Source organism: Cohnella kolymensis, assembly GCF_000829465.1.
In the GTDB taxonomy this organism is placed as follows: Bacteria; Bacillota; Bacilli; order Paenibacillales; family Paenibacillaceae; genus Cohnella; species Cohnella kolymensis.
Genome location: NZ_JXAL01000026.1, coordinates 152,399 through 170,753 on the forward strand (window position 1 = coordinate 152,399; position 18,355 = coordinate 170,753).

General features: G+C 53.3%; 15 protein-coding genes and 3 pseudogenes. All 18 read right to left on the reverse strand.

The features are described from left to right. Nucleotides 1–21: 21 nt before the first annotated feature. Nucleotides 22–1,249, reverse strand: a pseudogene (locus SD71_RS17420) (acetate kinase). Next, nucleotides 1,246–2,121: a 3-hydroxyacyl-CoA dehydrogenase family protein gene (locus tag SD71_RS17425; protein WP_041065923.1), complete on the reverse strand. Its 876-nt coding sequence runs from the start codon at nt 2,119–2,121 to the stop codon at nt 1,246–1,248. The pseudogene SD71_RS17420 and the gene SD71_RS17425 overlap by 4 nt, the downstream one beginning before the upstream one ends. 46 nt (nt 2,122–2,167) lie before the next feature. Continuing rightward, nucleotides 2,168–3,370 carry a hypothetical protein gene (locus SD71_RS17430; RefSeq protein ID WP_041065925.1) on the reverse strand — a complete coding sequence of 401 codons (1,203 nt, stop codon included), beginning with the start codon at nt 3,368–3,370 and terminating at the stop codon, nt 2,168–2,170. Continuing rightward, a pseudogene (locus SD71_RS26315) lies at nt 3,363–3,880 on the reverse strand (RNA polymerase sigma factor). Before SD71_RS26315 ends, SD71_RS17430 begins: the two are co-directional and overlap by 8 nt. Before the next feature lie 177 nt (nt 3,881–4,057). Then, entirely contained in the window at nt 4,058–5,545 is a 1,488-nt protein-coding gene (locus SD71_RS17440) for an AAA family ATPase (RefSeq protein ID WP_152619502.1), read from the reverse strand. 1 nt (nt 5,546) lies between these two features. Beyond that, a complete protein-coding gene (locus SD71_RS17445) occupies nt 5,547–6,080 on the reverse strand; it encodes a hypothetical protein (protein ID WP_041065929.1) in 534 nt (177 codons plus the stop codon). A gap of 157 nt (nt 6,081–6,237) precedes the next feature. Beyond that, entirely contained in the window at nt 6,238–6,762 is a 525-nt protein-coding gene (locus SD71_RS17450; RefSeq protein ID WP_041065931.1) for a cell wall elongation regulator TseB-like domain-containing protein, read from the reverse strand. Beyond that, the gene (locus SD71_RS17455) at nt 6,759–8,063 is read right to left on the reverse strand and encodes an amidohydrolase (protein WP_041065933.1); all 1,305 of its coding nucleotides are present in this window, start codon (nt 8,061–8,063) and stop codon (nt 6,759–6,761) included. Before SD71_RS17455 ends, SD71_RS17450 begins: the two co-directional genes overlap by 4 nt. Continuing rightward, a pseudogene (locus SD71_RS17460) lies at nt 8,060–8,715 on the reverse strand (redox-sensing transcriptional repressor Rex). Before SD71_RS17460 ends, SD71_RS17455 begins: the two are co-directional and overlap by 4 nt. Beyond that, complete coding sequence (locus SD71_RS26030; protein WP_326998780.1) at nt 8,712–9,233, reverse strand: helicase C-terminal domain-containing protein; 522 nt, start codon at nt 9,231–9,233, stop codon at nt 8,712–8,714. The pseudogene SD71_RS17460 and the gene SD71_RS26030 overlap by 4 nt, the downstream one beginning before the upstream one ends. Further along, entirely contained in the window at nt 9,149–11,599 is a 2,451-nt protein-coding gene (locus SD71_RS17465; RefSeq protein WP_326998775.1) for an exonuclease domain-containing protein, read from the reverse strand. The genes SD71_RS26030 and SD71_RS17465 overlap by 85 nt, the downstream gene beginning before the upstream one ends. 47 nt (nt 11,600–11,646) lie before the next feature. Continuing rightward, nucleotides 11,647–12,285 (reverse strand): tetratricopeptide repeat protein, encoded by a 639-nt coding sequence (locus tag SD71_RS17470; protein WP_041065935.1) that lies wholly within the window; start codon nt 12,283–12,285, stop codon nt 11,647–11,649. 69 nt (nt 12,286–12,354) lie between these two features. Beyond that, nucleotides 12,355–12,738 carry an aspartate 1-decarboxylase gene (gene panD / locus SD71_RS17475; RefSeq protein ID WP_041065938.1) on the reverse strand — a complete coding sequence of 128 codons (384 nt, stop codon included), beginning with the start codon at nt 12,736–12,738 and terminating at the stop codon, nt 12,355–12,357. 1 nt (nt 12,739) lies between these two features. Then, the gene (panC, locus tag SD71_RS17480; protein WP_052476365.1) at nt 12,740–13,657 is read right to left on the reverse strand and encodes a pantoate--beta-alanine ligase; all 918 of its coding nucleotides are present in this window, start codon (nt 13,655–13,657) and stop codon (nt 12,740–12,742) included. Beyond that, nucleotides 13,654–14,517: a 3-methyl-2-oxobutanoate hydroxymethyltransferase gene (gene panB, locus SD71_RS17485; protein WP_041065941.1), complete on the reverse strand. Its 864-nt coding sequence runs from the start codon at nt 14,515–14,517 to the stop codon at nt 13,654–13,656. Before panB ends, panC begins: the two co-directional genes overlap by 4 nt. Before the next feature lie 284 nt (nt 14,518–14,801). Further along, the gene (locus SD71_RS17490; RefSeq protein WP_041065944.1) at nt 14,802–15,791 is read right to left on the reverse strand and encodes a biotin--[acetyl-CoA-carboxylase] ligase; all 990 of its coding nucleotides are present in this window, start codon (nt 15,789–15,791) and stop codon (nt 14,802–14,804) included. 50 nt (nt 15,792–15,841) lie between these two features. Further along, nucleotides 15,842–17,050 (reverse strand): CCA tRNA nucleotidyltransferase, encoded by a 1,209-nt coding sequence (locus SD71_RS17495; protein WP_041065947.1) that lies wholly within the window; start codon nt 17,048–17,050, stop codon nt 15,842–15,844. Nucleotides 17,051–17,096: 46 nt separating this feature from the next. Then, on the reverse strand, nt 17,097–18,260 hold the full coding sequence (gene bshA / locus SD71_RS17500) for an N-acetyl-alpha-D-glucosaminyl L-malate synthase BshA (RefSeq protein ID WP_041065952.1): 1,164 nt from the start codon (nt 18,258–18,260) through the stop codon (nt 17,097–17,099). Nucleotides 18,261–18,355 lie beyond the last annotated feature (95 nt).

An 18,355-nucleotide genomic window follows, 5' to 3' on the forward strand; every position in this document is an offset into this window, starting at 1 on the left:
TCACTAAAAAACTCCTCCTTCTTATTCAGAAACGGGTTCCCGCACCGGCATTTCGCGGACCAGACGGTATGTATCCCGCGCAATCCGCAATTCCTCGTTCGTGGGTACGACCAATACGCTGACCTTAGCTGCATCCGTCGTAATTCTGCGGGCCTCGGAAGAACGCTCCTCGTTACGGCTCTTGTCCAATTCCACACCGAGGAATGTGAGTCGTTCGCATATCTTCTCGCGCAGCAAAGCCGAATTCTCGCCTACTCCGGCAGTGAACACGATGGCGTCGACTCCGTCCATCGCCGCAGTATAAGCACCAATATATTTTCGAATCCGATAGGCATACATGTCAATAGCGAGTTTGGCGTTTTCGTTGCCTTTGTTCATCGCTTCTATGACTTCCCGCATATCGCTGCTGATCCCCGATACGGCCAACAGTCCGCTGTGCTTGTTCAACATGGAATTCACTTCGTTTAACGTCAAATCCTCTTTATTCATTGTATAGGGAACAACTGCGGGATCCAAATCGCCGCTGCGCGTCCCCATCATGAGACCTTCAAGCGGAGTCATGCCCATGCTTGTATCGTAAGATTTACCGTGAAGAACTGCAGCACAGCTCGCACCGTTCCCGATGTGACATGTAATCAGCTTTAATTGTTCTATGGGTCGCCCGAGATACTCGGCAGCTTTTTGGCTGACATATTCATGCGAGGTTCCATGAAAGCCGTAGCGCCTTATTTTGTGCTTGCGGTAGAGTACTGTAGGAATGGCATATAAATATGAGGTTGGCGGCATCGATTGATGAAATGCGGTATCGAATACGACGACCTGCGGAACATCCGGCAGGTTGGCTTCAACCGCAGCAATGCCCATCATATGCGCCGGATTGTGCAGCGGCGCCAGATCGAACAGCCTGCGAATTTCAAGCTTCACCTCTTGGTCCACGACCACCGAGGAACTGAAGGATTCTCCTCCGTGAACGACACGGTGGCCTACAGCTTGTATTTCGTCGATGCTGCGAAGAACTCCGAATCGAGGGTGCGTCAGCATCTCCCGCACTTTTTTTGATTGCGGTCGTATGCTCCAGAATTTCGCTGACTTCACGCACTTCAGGCTGCCCATCCACTTCATGCGTAATAATGGAGCTGTCCATGCCGATCCGTTCGACGAGGCCTCTGGCCAGAACGATCTCCTTAGTCATATCATACAGCTGATACTTCATGGACGAGCTGCCTGCATTGATGACAAGAATGTTCACGGGAGCCGCTCACCATCCTTATCATACTTGAAAAAGCCGATGCCTGTTTTAACGCCCAATTGTCCGGCACGGACCTTCTTCTTGAGCAGGAACGAAGGCCGATACTTGAGTTCGCCGAATTCCCGGAACATCCTCTGGAGCGCAGCAAGTACCGCATCTAATCCGAAGCGGTCGGCCATTTCCAAAGGACCGTGCTGAAATTGATAACCGATTTTCATCGCGGAATCTATATCCTCCGGAGAAGCCACGCTTTCCTCGAGCAAATGAAGAGCCTCATTGATGAGCAAGCAAATCAAGCGCGTCGTCACAAAGCCCGGCGACTCATAGACCATAACACCCTTCTTGCCCAACACTTTATCGATGAAAGCTTTCGTTTTGTCGAACGTTTCCTCAGACGTTTGCAGCCCGCGAACGATCTCGACGACATCTATCCGAAATGCGGGGTACACGAAATGCATGCCGATGACGCGCTCCGGATAACGAGTGGCGCCGGCTAACTCGGTTAAGCTAAGCGTTGAGGTATTGCTTGCGATCACAGCTTGTTTAGGCATGATTGCATCCAAGTGCTGAAATACTTCTTTTTTGTTATTCAACTCTTCAGAAATCGTTTCAATGACCAGATCGCATTCAGCTAAATTTTCCAAGGATCGTTCAGTATGTATGCGATTAAGCATCAATTTTTTCTCAGCGGCCGTAATCGCCCATCTCTCCATCTGGCGGTCAAGGCTTGCTTCCAAAGCTTCCATAGCCTGCTGCAGCTTGTCCGGGGTCTGTTCTACAAGATGAACGTCCAAGCCTTTGGCCGCAAGCATTTCAGCTATACTTTGCCCCATTGTTCCTGCGCCTACGACTCCGATAACCCGAAACATGATGATAGTCCCTCCACAACGAACGTTTCACCGACATGTCTTCATCTTATCATAATCCGTCATCTGTTGTCGGCGGAATCCATTTGCCGAGTTCCTCTTTCCATGAATCCACATAGGATGATGTCGCCCATTGAACCATGACGATCGTTTCTGCGGGATCTACCGGAAGCTTTAACGCCCGTTTGCGGAAATCTTTCATCCGGTATGGGTATATATCGATCGAATTGTCGGTTACAATTGCCGCCAGATCTTCTCTCGGCGAAGTAAAAGCGTCGCGCGCGGAACGCTCGATGCTGTAAACATCGTCCCAGGCTATAGATAACGTATCATGAGAGAGAACCGCAGAGCTCAGCGTCACCCCGGTCTGCGTCCAATCGGAGGGCGAATCGCCGCGGCCTGTGTTCGACTCTGCGGCATGCTGCATCGCGACCCATTTGCCGGGAACCCGGGCGATCGTCCATTGGTCCATTCCTGCAGGGACTCTACTTGTGCCGGCAACCTCTGATAAAGTTACATAAGCCTGACGCGAAGAGAGCAATTCCTTCCGTCTTTCGCTTGTTTTAAGCTGCTCGATTTCTTTAACCCGTAAGAATGTTTTGTCCCGTTTGTTGCCGTGTGCGGAATCGTTGATCGACTCTGATACGGAGACATAACGATTCCCCGCAAAGAGCAGCTTCTCGGTTCTACTTAGTTGAGGCGAATTTTCCAAGTATGTCGAAGATGCGGAGACGGCAGGCTCGGCAATCAATATCTGTTTTCCTTTACCTGTTAAATAGGGGACGTTGTCAATCTTCCAAAACTTCTGCTTATAAGGCATCCATATTCCGGGGCCGTCGGCTGCAACGGTGAGCTTGCCGTCCTGCGGCACCACCAAGACGGTGCGATAGGAGCTCTGGCCGCCTGAAGCTTCATCCTTTCTCAGTCCGATCAGAATGGCTGACTGAGGCTGTACATCACCCGTATTCCCTGCGAATAACGCCCCACGGTCTGCGGAGGCCGCGGTGTCCGCTTCGCCGGTATTTTGTAAGAAGCCGAACGGCGTTCCTTTCCATATCCAAACACCTAACAGTACACCGATAAGGAACATGAAAGCAGCGCCTGCGGACACTGATTTGAACAGTCTAAAACCGGCTGAACGTTTTTTAGGCTTCTCGATGCTGTCATAAATTTTTTTGCGCAAAGCGTCATTAAATCCATTCCTATTCAGAGGACCGCGCGTAAGCTGTTCAAATAAATCCTTGTCGTCATCCATGGCGGCTCGACTCCTTCATCTTTGTTAGTTTCTTGCGCGCATTAAACATCCGCGATTTGACAGTGCCCTCGGTGACGCCTAACACCGCGGCAATTTCCTTAAGAGATAACTGGTAATGAGCATATAAGATGATAGCTTCCCTGTACTTGCCCGGCAGCTTGAGAACCATCTTCCACATGTCGTTGACCGCCGATGATTCGATTACATCCTGCTCCACCGACCGCGTTCGCCGAAATCTTCATATGTATCCGACAAAGTGACTTTGCGGAAAAAGGCGGATCTTTGAAAATCAATCGCGGTGTTCCTCGTAATGGTGAGCAGCCACGTTTTGACGGAGGCGTCCCTGCGAAAGGATTGCATATTGCGGAAAACCTTGATGAACACTTCTTGCGTGATGTCATCCGCCAGGTCCCATTTTCTCGTTATGCTGTACGCGTAGTTCCATACTTCTTTGCCGTAGGCGGTCATCAATTCACCCAGCAACGCCTTGTTATCGTCGCATTCGACCATATATTTAAGAAAATCAAAATTGCGCTGCGTATCCAATGCTGCCACCTCATATCCGTTAGACGAACTAAATCGGCTTCCGGTTCAATGCTACCATATTTTTGCAACGATTTCCGCATGAAAAAAGCTTGTCCGACCGGCGAGATTCACCGATCGGACAAGCTTTTAGCCATCTATTACTCAGGCAGCGGTCTGTTGGAGATGTTCGCGCAGCTGCTGTCCCGATAAGGTTTCTTCTTTGATTAGAATGCTGAGCATGAATTTAAAGGTATTAATGTGCTTGCCTAACATAGCTCTCGTTCTATCCAGCAAATCGTTCAGTATAGCCGCATTCTCTTTCGACCATTGCTCTTGCGTCAAAGCCTGCGGATGAATGATGCCGAGTGAAGACATACCGGATTCGATCAGCGTTCTGACGATGTTCGTCGCTTGCTCGAAATCGCCTCTGGAGCCGGTGCTGCGGCCGCCGTAAATGAGCTCTTCCGCGACGCATCCGCCGAGCGCGATCATGATCTGCTCTTCCAGAATGGCTTGCGTATACAAGTAGCGATCCTGTTGAGGATTGTGACGTACATAGCCCAAAGCCTGGCCTCGCGGTGTCAAGGACACTTGCGCGACGCTGTTCGGTCGAACGCTCTCGGCGACGATGGCATGTCCAAGTTCATGGATCGCCACACGTTCCCTTTCTTCCTTCGTCGTCTCACGGTCCATTCTTTCTCCCATCATAACTTTATCAATCGCTTGAGTGAGATGGTACGCGCTCAGCATTTCGGAGTCATCCCGCATGGCGTAGATGGCTGCCTCGTTCATGACACTTTCGAGCTGAGCTCCGGAAAAACCGAATGTTTCTTCCGCAACTTTGGCAAGCGACACTTCAGGAAAAAGCGGCTTGTTGCGGGCATGGAGCTTCAAAATGTGTTCGCGTCCGGATTTATCCGGCAGATCGACTTGAATATGACGGTCGAACCGGCCAGGTCGGAGCAGCGCCGGATCGAGCAGCTCTTTACGGTTAGTGGCGGCGACCAGGAGAACTTTAATGTTTTCATCCCCTTGAATGCCATCCATTTCGGTCAGCAGCTGGTTCAGCGTCTGATCATATTCGCGATGCTGACCGCCGTCCCTTTTGCCTCCGATGCCGTCGATCTCGTCGATAAATACGATTGCGCTGTCCCGTTTCAGCTTAACGGCTTCGCGGCGCGCTTCCTTGAACAAATCGCGGATCCGGCCGGCGCCGACTCCGACATACATTTCTACGAATTCACTGCCCGATGCGGCGATAAAAGCAGAATGAGTATAATGTGCCGCGGCTTTGGCCAGCAGCGTTTTACCTGTCCCCGGAGGGCCTGTCAGCAGAATACCTTTTAAAGGACGGATGCCAAGCTTCTGAATTTTGTCTCTGTTGACGAGAAAATTCAATGCTTCCATCAGTTCCTTCTTCGGTTGGTCTTGGCCGCCGATATCTTCAAAGGTAAGAAATTCGGGTTTGCGCGCGACCGTTTTTTTACCGGCGGTACCCATGGCGAGTCCTCTGGAACGCGCCAGCATGAAAAGAGCAAGTAAAGCGATGGCGCCTGTAATAAGGATGACAGGCGGAAACCCTACATACAACAAAAACAAGAACAGGACGGGAACAAATCCGATGGCGATCTCTTTACCGTATGATTGCAGCTTACGCATTCGGCCATACCCCCAATGTCGCAGGTTGGCGAGGCAGAATGACGAATTTCGCCGAAGCTCCGTCCCGCATTGAAATATAGACATTATCCTCGTCTATAGATGTGTTGGCAGTCAGACCGGGGAATTTCTCGGCCAGCTTGTCCATCGCGTCGCGAACACCGCTGTAACGGCGGTTTTCCATAGCTTCCGCAACGTCAAACAGCGCATAACCCCATGCTTTGTCGAGCTTCTCGGCCGAGTTGCCGGTTACGGAGAGCTCCAGCTGCTTCCCGCCGATCTCGTTCTCGCCTTGCGTCTTGATCTGGCGGTATACTTCGCTCAAATCCGCGTCGGGTTTAAGCTTAACATCCACTTTCACAAGATCCGATGTCATTGCAACATGAGCCGATTCAACGCCGGGTACTCCGTTTGCGATGCGATCCAACGGCTGTTCTACACCATAATGGCGATAAGTGAACCATCCTCCGAATAACAAAGCCACGGACAGCGCGGCCGTTAAAGTTAATGGCACCACTCTCAGTTTCATAGCCGCAATGCCTCCTTATATATAAAATAAAACAATATTTGCTGTCACTTGCGTACTTCTATGAGTATATCAGCTTTTGATAGATGATTCGATAGATATTGCATGGTAAATGCCCCAAAAAAGAAAATCTTAATAATCCTGACGCTTCAAAAACGGATCAGCTGGGTAATTCATATGTTCTTATCCGCGAGCCGTCTTTTAATGCATAAAAATCAATGGCCTGATGCTTGCCGCCGATCTGGCTCCAATAACGGATCTCCCATACCGGCTGGCCCTGGAACCAGCCCGGCAGAGCGCGGATGGGCTTCAAGCCGGAATGCTCGTCGGAGAACTTTTGACGGATTTGTTTTTCCGTCGTGTTCTCGCTCAGCTTCAGCTTGACGACTCCCTCTTTGCGCTCAATCACCATCCACTGTTCATCTGCAGAATCTTTGCCTTTCACGACCCAGACGGTCTCATCCCAGGTGTGGGAAACGGCATAGTCGATATGCTTGAAATCCACGTATTGCTCAGCAATATCCATTGCTTTAAACTCCGCGTCGCGATGATTGGAATCTGCGGATCGTATATATAACACGAAAGAAACGATGAGGAACAACGCGAAGCCGCAAAGAAGAACCAGCCATCTTGTGCGGGAGATGGATGGAATCCTGCGTAAACTCTGACTGCGGCTTAAATTCATGCTCGCAGCCTCCGGAAGCAGCGTTCGGCCTCCGACAATATACGCTCTTCATCCAAGGTGAGCAATTCGCGGTTCCTCATGAGCTGCTTGCCGTCCGCCCAGACATGCACCACATCCGCCCCGGACGCCGCGTACACCAAATGCGAAACGTAGTCCGTATGAGGGACAAAATGAGGTTTGTTCAACGACAATGCGATGAAATCGGCCTTCATCCCTGCTTTAAGCCGGCCCGTCACACCTTCCAGACCGATGGAACGAGCTCCATAAACGGTTCCCATGCGGAGGGCTTCCGCTGCCGGAATGACGGTAGGGTCGCCCGACACGCCTTTATGTAATAAGGCTGCGATGGAAATCTCCTGGAACAGATCCAGATTGTTGTTGCTGGCCGCACTGTCGGTGCCGAGTGAAACGGTAACGCCTGCCTTCATCAGCTCAGGCACGCGTGCGACGCCGCTCGCCAATTTTAAATTGCTGACGGGATTGTGCGATACCGCTGCATTGCGATCTGCGAGCAACGCAATTTCCTCGTCCGTGAGGTGAACGGCATGCGCGAGCAGCGCGGGACGGGAGAACACGCCCAGCCGGTCGAGATGTTCAACCGGGCGGCAGCCGTAGTCCCGAACGTTTTGCTGCACTTCCGCGGCCGTTTCAGACATATGGGTGTGAATCGGCAAATCGAGATCGTGAGCCGCTTCCACAAATTTGACGATGTAGTCCGGCGGGCATGTATAAGGCGCATGCGGAGATAACATAACCCGAATCCGCCCGTCAGCCGCCCCATGATAATCCTTTGCAAATGCGATCGCCTCAGCCAGCTTAGCGTTCTGCGCCTCAACGGAACAGAGACCGATAACACCCCGCGTTAAGCTCGCGCGCAAACCGGCCGTGTCCACCACCTCAGCTACGCGCGTCATATGATCGTACATATCGACAAATGTCGTCGTGCCGCTTTTGATCATTTCCGCTGCTGCCAGGGAAGTACCCCAGAATACGTCATCTCCGCTGAACTTCGCTTCCATCGGCCACATGTGATTCTGCAGCCAGTCCTGCAGCGCCAGATCGCCTCCCAGCCCGCGAAGCAGGGACATTGCCGCATGTCCATGGGTATTGATGAGTCCCGGCATGAAGAGCAAACCTGCGCCATCCATCACTTCCGAGGCTGCAACGATTTCCTCCTCCGGCGGAACGCCTTCCCCCATTGAGGAGATTTCAGACCCTTCCACCGCCATCCATCCCTGGAATTGCGGCAGTTGTTCGTTCATCGTGACGAACGTTCCGTTCTTGATCAGCCAACGCTTCATACACTTGCGCTCCCGTTCTGTGATTGATCGTTATAATCCATATAATATGCCAGGCTCAGCAGCTCAGCGGTGAAATCGGCATGGTGGATCCGCACCCCCCGCGGAGCCTTAAGCACAACGGGAGCAAAATTCAATATGCCCCGGATTCCCGCAGCGACGAACTGTTCGGCCACATTCTGGGCCTCAGGCGCCGGAACGGTAATAATGCCCACTGTGATGTCCAATTTGGCCACCGTGGCGGGCAGTTCGTCCATTGGCTGCACGGTCAGATGGTTGATGGAGCTGCCCGCCTTGGACGTGTCCGAATCGAACACCGCCACGATCTTCATATTATCTTTGATATACGTATTATAGTTGCACAAAGCCCGGCCCAAATTCCCGGTTCCGATAAGAGCGACATTCATCGTCTTGTCCAGCTTCAGAATTTGACGGATTTTCTCGATGAGGTAGTCGACATTGTATCCGACCCCCTTGCGGCCGAACTCTCCGAAATAGGCGAGATCCTTACGGATTTGAGCCGGATTCAGGTCGAGCTTTTCCCCTAGATCCTGCGAGGATACCGTCTGCACATTGCTCAGGCTTAACTCGTTAAGAAAACGAAGGTAGATCGGAAGCGCCGAACGACGGCTTCCGAGATTTTCAATGGCTTCAAGATGATACCTCCTCACCGTTTACCTCAGCCGGCTGGTTCAGCCAGTCGTGAACCCGCGCCGCCATGCTTGCAGTCGGCAAATGCTCCATCTTCGGGCCGGGAAGCGAATAGAGAAAATATTTGCCGTAACTCGTATCGATGACCCGGGTGTCATACAAAATCACGATTCCGCGGTCGGTTGCCGTGCGTACCAGCCTTCCGAATCCTTGCTTGAAGCGGATAACCGCCTGCGGCAAGGACAGCTTCATAAAAGGATTTTTCTTTTCCGCCTGGAGCTTCTCCGACTTCGCCTCAACCACCGGGTGGTTAGGAGGCTGGAACGGGAGCCGGACGATGGCCAGACAAGTCAGCGTGTCTCCGGGAAAATCCACCCCTTCCCAGAAGCTGCTCGTACCGAGCAGCACCGAGGCCGGCTGGTTCATGAACTGTTGGGTTAACCTGCTCCTGCTTCCCCCATCCATGCCTTGACCGAGTACTTGTATGCCGGAAGCTCGAGGCTGTCTGTAAGAGGTCCGTATACGGTCTTCAGCATCCGATGGGAAGTGAACAGCACAAGCATACGGCCGCCGACGGTAACCGCCACTTCCTGGAGAGATTTCACAAGAGCGTTAATAAACTGCGGGTCGCCGTCGCGCCCTTTAATCGCAGGAAAGTCCCGCGGGATGAGCACCAGAGCCTGTTTGCGATAGTTAAACGGCGACGGAAGCAGTGCCGTTTTCAGCCTGCCATCCCGCTCGGCTGCGTCAAGACCCAATTGATCCGTCACATATCGGAACGATTTATCCACCGTCAGGGTTGCAGAAGTCATGACCACGCTCGCTTTACGGTCGAACACACCTTCCTTGAGCAGACCGCTCACATCCGCCGGAACCCCGTAAACATATACCGATCTTCCGCGATACTGAGAATGCCCTTCGAGCCAGTAGACGAACTCCGGCCGGCCCAAAGTGACGAACGACTGGGTATCGGAGCGCACTTCCTGCAAATCCTTTAACAAACCGCTCATGTCGGTAGTCATCCCTTGAATCGTCAGCTCATCCAGCTGTTCTCGTATTTCGGCGATCAACTTGTCCAACGGACGAATAAAGTCGGAAAGCAGCTGGATAACGTTGTTCCCGTCGATCGTCAAGTTCTGCCAATTCGCAGGCAAATCCGAAGGCTTGATTCTCAGCGTTAAGCTTCCCGATTCATCGGCGGCAGCCTGGCCGGATAACATGCCGAACAAAGCGTCCATCCAGCGCTCCCAAGCATCCCGAATCTCGTGGAGTTTCGACACTGCCGCTTCCAGCTTTTCAGCCCATGCGGGAGCTTCTTCATGATCGGTTATCGACACGGCATTCATTAATTGAGGCAGCAGCCCGGTCCGCGAATCCTTCCATAAACGCTGCAAAGGCAGGGCTAACGATGAGTGCCCGGTTTTCTGGCCCAAATGATGGCTGGCGACTTCCTCCAGATGGTGCGCTTCGTCCACGATGAGGCGGTCGTAAGCCGGCAGAAGACGAGAATCCGCACGCATATCCGTAAAAACCAAAGCATGGTTTGTAATGACAAGGTCCGCCTTGGAGGCATCCTGCCTGGCGCGGTGATAGAAGCATCTCCGGAACCATGGGCAAGCCCGGTTCAAACACGACGCCGCGTCGCTGGACACTTGATCCCACTCTTCCTTGTTGCGTCCGCCAATGTTCAATTCCTCCGCTTCTCCGCGGAGCGTCTCGCCTAACCATACGGTCATTCCCCCGCGGGTGATCGCGTCGTCCCAGCTCAGAGCATGGTCCGGAATCTGCTGGCGGCTCTCGAATTTACGCAGACAAAGATAGTTGCTGCGGCCTTTGAACACCGATGCGCGGAACGGCATGGGAAGTACCTTCTGCAATAAAGGAAGATCCCTCTGCCGCAGCTGCTCCTGCAGTTGTAACGTATGTGTCGTGACGACGACTTTTTTTGACTCTTTTAAACCATAATAAAGGGAGGGCAGCAAATAACCCAAAGATTTGCCTGTGCCCGTGCCGGCCTCCACGAGAAGATGCGATTCCTCTTGAAGAGCGTTCATCACTTCATTGAACATGATATCTTGCCCCTCCCTAGACTCGTAGGAAGGGAGAAGCTCCTGAAGGTTGCCCCGGACAGTGGCAATGTATTGCTCGAAAGACAGCTCTGAGAGCGCCTCCGCCGCCGCAGCGGCATGATCTTGCCCGTCCCCCGCCTCTTCGCCCCAGTCGCCGACTTTCATGGCGAATTGGCGGAAGTAATGGTAGTCCTCTTCCGCCTGAAGCGGCTGCATCTCACGCCAAGCCATTGTATCCGCGATGAGCCAGCCCAGATCGCTGCGATCGGGGTCGAACAGCGTGTTCAACCGCTGCAGGGTGAACACGGGCAGATTGCGCATTTTGTCCAAACATAGTTTAAATAGCTCGGCGGTAGCCATTGCGTCCGAGTCCGCTTGATGCGCACGGTCATGACGGATGCCCAATGTTTGGGTAACAGACGTCAGCGAGTAGGACGGCAAAGTCGGGTACATGAGGCGCGTTAATTCAACGGTGTCCAGCATTCTGCCCGTGAATGCCAAATAGCCGCTCCGATCCAGGGCGGCTTGTAAAAAACGCGCGTCAAACTCAACGTTATGCCCGACGAGCACGACATCCTGGAGCAGCGGCACCATCTGAGAGAGCATTTCTTCCAGTTCGGGCGCCGAACGTACGTCCTCATCCCTAATCCCGGTCAGCCGCGTGATTTCGGCTGGAACCGGTTTGTCCGGACGGACGAAGGCTGCATATTGTGAACAAACGGCTCCTGTTTCATCTATGACAGCGAGTGCCGCTTGAATAATTTCATCTTTATCCGGCGAAATGCCTGTCGTTTCAAAATCAAGCACGGCAAATTTCATTCTGGTTTCCTTTCCGTGCCGTAACAGGCGGGGCCTGAGCATAAAATCTATACCTGCACCATGGTCTGCAGCTCCGAGCTTCCGAATTGAAGCTGCAGCTGGCCTGTTCCCTGTCTGCACGATTCGAGATTGCGCTGCGGGTCTTTAAACGACGGGTCGGCTTCGAGCGCCTTACGGAAGTAACTTTGCGCTTTCTCCAAATGGGCGTGGATGGCCTGTATGCAGCCAAGAGCGTTGTAGGCGATCGCCTGAAGCTTGCTTTCCTCCGTCACGGCTGCGATCAGCTGAAAATGGCGCTGCGCTTCGTTCCATTCCTGTAAGTGCATAAGCGACATACCTAAGAAAAGCCGCGCGGCGATAAAATCCGGGTATGCGGCGACAGCTTCTTGCAGCTTTTGCGTTGCATTCGTGAACATCTGCAGCTTGAAATATCCCTGGCCTTTGATAAAAGGGTCCAAAAATTTCTGAGGCTCTTCCGGTATGACGTTGTCCTGCTGTTGAAGATCCCTGAATGAGGCCATTTTGTCTTCAAAATTAAGCCATGATTCTATAATATCATCACTTAGCGATTTGAGCATGTTCCATTGTTCCAGCAGCCGCGTCATCTCTTCGCCCGAAGCGTTAGGGTAACGCACAATTAAATCATCGAGCAGTTCGTGCATGGTGAGGAACCATTGTCGAATCATGTTCGAGCCCCCTTATCGCAGTCAAACTGTACTGCTCATTCTGCGTTTCGGGGTGTTGTTTCATACGCTTTACATGACGGTCGAATGCGGTTCCGCCGCCAATAAATTAACAACGCGGTTGCGCTCGTCCATGATCGCGATCCTGGGCTTATGGCCGCGCGCCTCGTCATCGGTCATGTACCCGTAATTAATGATAATCACCTGATCCCCAGGCTGCACCAAACGTGCTGCAGCGCCGTTCAGGCAGATGACGCCCGAGCCGCGGGGACCGGGAATCGTGTATGTTTCGAAACGCGCGCCGTTGTTGTTGTTCACGATCTGGACTTTTTCATCTGGCAAAATGTCCACCATTTCCATCAAATCCTGGTCGATCGTAATACTGCCCACGTAATTCAAGTTCGCTTCCGTAACGGTGGCGCGATGTATTTTGGCTTTCATCATTTGGCGAAACATGTTAGTGCACCTCCGCTGGATTTAGGAGCATATTATCTATAAGCCGGGTTTTCCCGAAGCGGACTGCCAACGCGACAAGCACGGGTGCGGAAGTTGAGCGCAGCGGCTCATCCGCGGCCAGCGGCTGGAGATCGGGGTAGCTGAACACGTCAATGTAGTCGATGTCAGCCAGCGGCTGGGCTGCAATCTCGCTTGACAGCCAATGAATCAACCGTTCGGCGCATGCCCCTTCCCGGATCAATAACGGCACTTGTGCCAGCGATCGGGACAAAATCAAAGCCTGCCGGCGTTCGTCGGCATTCAAATAAAAGTTGCGCGAGCTAAGCGCCAAACCGTCCTTTTCCCGCTGCGTCGGACATGCTATGACGTCGACGGGTATGTTCAGATCCTTAACCATGCGCTCGATGACAGCGACCTGCTGAGCGTCTTTCTGCCCGAAGTAAGCCCGGTCGGGCTGTACGATATTCAGCAGCTTGGTGACGACCGTAGCCACGCCGTCAAAGTGCCCTGGCCGGCTTGCGCCGCAAAGCCGCTCCGTCACACCGGAGACGGATACGGCTGTGAGCATCCGCTCGGGATACATCTCCCGTACCTCCGGCATGAAAACGATGTCGGCCCCCGATGCAGAGGCCACCGCCAGATCGCGAGCTTCGTCGCGGGGGTACTTGTCCAGATCCTCATTGGGGCCGAATTGCAAAGGATTCACGAAAACGCTCAGCACCGTCAATCCATTCTCAGCTGAAGAACGGCGCAGCAGGCTGGCATGGCCCTCATGCAAATATCCCATCGTGGGCACAAATCCCACCGCCTGACCCTCCGGACTTCTCCGCCTATATGCGGCTATCTCTTTCCGCAGCTCAGCAATGCTCCGGATTACAGTGGGAGTTATCGTGCTGCTTATCGTTGTAACGGGTGTCATTTGCCTTCTCCTCCATATAATCTCGATGAAAGGCTGTCAACCGTAATATCGTCTGCCGGGAATCCATGCTTCTCCTCCGGAAAATTCCTCGTTTTGACGTCTTCTATATATTCAGAAATTGCCGTTCTGATTGTATCTCCGATATTGGCATAGCTTTTCACAAAGCGCTTGTCCCTGATGTCCGAACCGTACCGGAGGACATCATGATACACAAGCACCTGGCCGTCGCATCCCCGGCCTGCGCCGATCCCTATCGTCGGTACTCTTATCGCCCCTGTAACAGCGGATGCGATCTGCTCGGTTACGAGCTCGAGCACCACGCCGAACGCGCCTGCTTTCTCCAAAGCCTTGGCATCCTCGATCAGCTTCTGCGCATCCTCGGAGGTTTTCCCTTGTACCCGGTATCCGCCGATCTGATGAACGGATTGCGGCGTTAAACCGATATGCCCCAGCACAGGAATGCCCGCAGCCGTCAACACACGGATCTCTTCCGACAGCTCGGCGCCGCCCTCCATTTTGACCGCATGGGCTCCGCCTTCCCGCATGATACGAGCCGCGTTGCGAAGCGTGGCTTCTGGTCCAAGCCGGTAAGTGGCAAAAGGCATATCCGTTACAATCATCGTTCCGGGTGCGCCGCGAACGACAGCCCGCGTGTGGTAAATCATATCCTCCAGCGTTACCGGAATCGTAGTGTCATAACCGAGCACCACATTTCCAAGCGAATCGCCGACCAGAATGATATCCACTCCCGCTTCCTCCGCTAACCGCGCGGAAGGATAATCGTAAGCGGTCAGCATAGCGATCGGCTTCTGCTGTTCCTTCATCGCTTTCAGTCGGGGAAGGGTTAATGCTTGTTTCATAGGGAAACCCTCCTACATTTGACATAATATAACAACAAAAAAACCCATTTGCCCATGAGCAAAAAGGTTCGAGTTCAACATGGAACGTCCTTCACGTCCTTCTGTCTCGGTCCCTTCGGCTCTGAGCAGAATCCGCCGCGAATCATTGACGGTATTCGATTGCATTCGTAGTCGTTACTTGCCCGGCAAGTGCGGTTCGCTTACAAGCGATACCACCTTGCACGCAAATTATAGCAGATATAAAGATTGACGTCTATCAACCGGCATCCCGGCGCATCCTCATTCTAACCGTTCGCGCCTGCCTGCCCATTTCCGACCTCGCCGGAGTATACGGTGCGGGAACTCCCGTCTTCAAGCTCAATGACCAGTCCGCCCATATCGTCTAAGCCGCGCGGTACTCCTTGGATCACACCTTGCGGCGTCTGAAGCACCGCCGGCCGGTTCAGCGTGACCGTACGGGCTTCCCACAAAGCGCGAATCGGTGCGAAGCCTTGCTCGAGATAGAGCTCATAGAGCCGCTCGAATTCTTCCAGAATGGCTGCGATCAGCTCGCTCCGATTCACCGCGGCGCCTGACGCCATTTTCAGTGAAATCGCCTTTGCAGCAAGCTCTTCAGGATAATCTTCTTGTTCCAGATTTACGGAGATTCCCATTCCCACGACGACATAGCGCAGCCGTTCGTCCTCCGCTGCGGATTCGAGGAGAATTCCGCTGATTTTACGGCCGTCAACCAATAAGTCGTTCGGCCATTTAATCCCGATCGAGACGGGTACCAGCTGTGAAATCGCGCGGCTTAAAGCGACTGCTGCCAACAACGTCAGCTGCGGAGTATACGGCAGCGCAACAGGCGGACGCAGCAGCAGGCTCATCCAGATGCCTTTGCCGGCCGGGGAGAGCCAGCTTCTGCCCATTCTTCCGCGGCCTTTGGTCTGCTGTTCGGCAATGACAAGAGTACCTTCTAGGGCTCCTTCTTCCGCAAGACGGCGCAGCTCATCCTGTGTCGACGACACCACATCCGAGAGCTTCAGGTTGCGCCCGAATGTTGTTGTATTCAGCCGGGACAGCAATTCATGCACCGAAAGCTTCGAAGGCTTACCCGTCAGACGATAACCGAGCCGGGGTACAGCCTCGATCACATATCCTTGTGTTTCAAGCTTCTGTACTTGTTTCCATACCGCAGTCCTGCTTACATTTAACTTCTTGCTGATCTCCTCGCCCGATACATAAACCCCGGACGCCGCTTCAAGCAGACTAAGCAGCGAATCTTTACTCACATTCGTTTCCTTCTTTCAATAACCCAGTGTATCTGCAGTGGTCCGCTACTTCATTCGCGCATAGCTTGTTCGGCCGCTGACAGCAGGGCCGGCTTTTCATTGGAAAGCTGCCCACGCGCGACTTGCACCGCCAACCGGCGCAGCAGCGCAGCTACCCACGGGCCTGGTGTCCGATCCAGCCGAGCTGCCAGCTCGTCCCCTTTTACCGCAAGCTGAGAAACCGCCGTCAACGGCATGTCTGCAAGCCATTGGACGGCCTCCGAATTCTTGCTCACTTGCCCGACACAACTGACAAGCCAGTCGTGAGCCGCGGCGGCTCCGATGTCCAGCACCGTTCCGATCCACTGTTCCCGCGTAAAATCATGCCGCAATCTGGCGTTAAATTCAGCGATATTCGCTATTCGCGAAATTCGGCGTCCGCTGAATCGCAGCTGCCGGCAGAAAACAGTAATTTCATCAACCGACAGCCCCTTTCCGATAAGGAAAGCCGCCCACCTCAGATCAGCATCTTGAATGGGAGCCAAAGCGACGGGAGCGGTATCTCCACGGAGAAGGCTTGCAGGAGGACATTCTCTGAAATGCTCCGGCAGCCCGCTTTCAAACAACCAGCGGCAAGCCTGGTCCGGGCCGCTCCCGGCCATCATTCTGTCCCACTCGCCGCCGACCCGTTCCATTGCAACCTGCTTGAGCCTCGAGCTTTGGGCCAGAATACCCTGCCACACAGATGGCGCTAACCGGAATCCGAACTCAGCCCCGAAACGGATCGCCCGCAGCATTCTCAGCGCATCTTCGCCGAACCGTTCGGATGCATCTCCCACGCATTCAATCGTTCCCGACTCTAGATCGGCTTTGCCGCCGAACGGATCAACCAGCTTGCCGTCGAGTCCGACTGCCATCGCATTGATTGTAAAGTCGCGGCGCGACAAATCGTCGCGGATATCGGTAACGAACGCTACCTGATCCGGCCGCCTGGCGTCGGAATAGCCGAATTCCCGGCGATAGGTGGTCACCTCGAACGTGCGGCCCTTCTCCAGTACCGTAACGGTTCCGTGTTTCAACCCGGTGGGCACCGTGCGTTCGAAAAGCTCCATCACCTGTTCCGGCAGCGCTGAAGTCGCAATGTCGATGTCATGCAGCCGGCGGCCCATTAAACGGTCGCGCACGCATCCGCCCACAAGGAAAGCAGTATGACCGGCGTCAACGAGTCGTCCGAGGATTTCCAAGCCCGCCGACCATAGACTTTCATCCGGATCCTTCATATAGAGAAGCGACACCTCCGGGCAACGGATGGCAGGTAGCAGCGCATCAAGCCTCACACACCGGCATCGGAACCTTCATCGGAATCCCTAATACCCGGTAATAAATTTCTTCATACTGCGCGGTGATGATATCGTTGCAAAAAACATGGCGAGCCCGATGCAAGCAAGCTTCACGAAAGTCTGCGTACAATTTCTCATCAGTCAGCAGCTTCAAGGCATTCGCGGCCATTTCGTCGGTATTTCCGATCGTGGACAAGTAGCCGGATGTGCCGTGCTCGACCAGCTCCGGTATTCCTCCTGCTACTGAACCGATCGTCGGAACGCCGCAAGCCATCGCCTCCAACGCGACCAGGCCGAAGCTTTCTTTTTCAGAAGGCAGGAGCATAAGATCGGCTACCGAAACGACCTGCGCCACATCATCCTGCTTTCCCAAAAAATGAACGCGATTCGACAATCCCATCGCATTGATTTGTGTTTGTATTTTCGGCAAATCCGGCCCTTCCCCTACAAGCAGCAGCTTGGAAGGCACTTTGGCATTCACCTTGGCGAAAATATCAACGACGTCGGACGTCCGTTTTACAGGCCGGAAATTCGAAATATGCATCAGCACTTTTTCATGCGGATCGGCATAGTCCAGCCGTAAATCCGCCACATTGCGCGGATAATAAACCCTCTTGTCCACGAAATTATACGTCAAGTCGATCGGCTCCTGAATATCCAGCAGCTCCCGCGTCTCCCGGATCAAGTCGCGGCTGACCGCCGTTACCGCATCGCTGTTGCGGATGCCGAGCCGAATGATATCTTTTAATGTCTGATCCTGCGCAAGCACCGTAATATCCGTCCCGTGCAGTGTCGTCACGACTTTCAGCTGATCCCCGGCCATTTGCTTCGCCAGATATGCGCAAATCGCATGAGGAACCGCGTAGTGTACATGCAGTAAGTCCAAATTTTGCAGCCGAGCGACCTGATTCATTTTACTGGCCAATGACAAGTCGTATGGAGGATAGCGGAACACGTAATAATCCGATACTTCCACCTCATGATAATAGATATTGCGGTGGAATTTGCCTAATCGAAAAGGCATGCTCTGTGTGATGAAATGAATTTCATGTCCTTTTTCCGCCAGCAGCTTGCCGAGCTCCGTTGCAATGACGCCCGACCCTCCGAGCGAGGGATAACAAGTAATGCCGATTTTGAGCGGACGATTCATGCCCACTCCTCCTTTCCGAAATGGCGATCCGACAAAGCGTGCCCAAGCATCGCGGTCATCCGCCATCCATCATTCTATTCCCGTACCGTTCACCG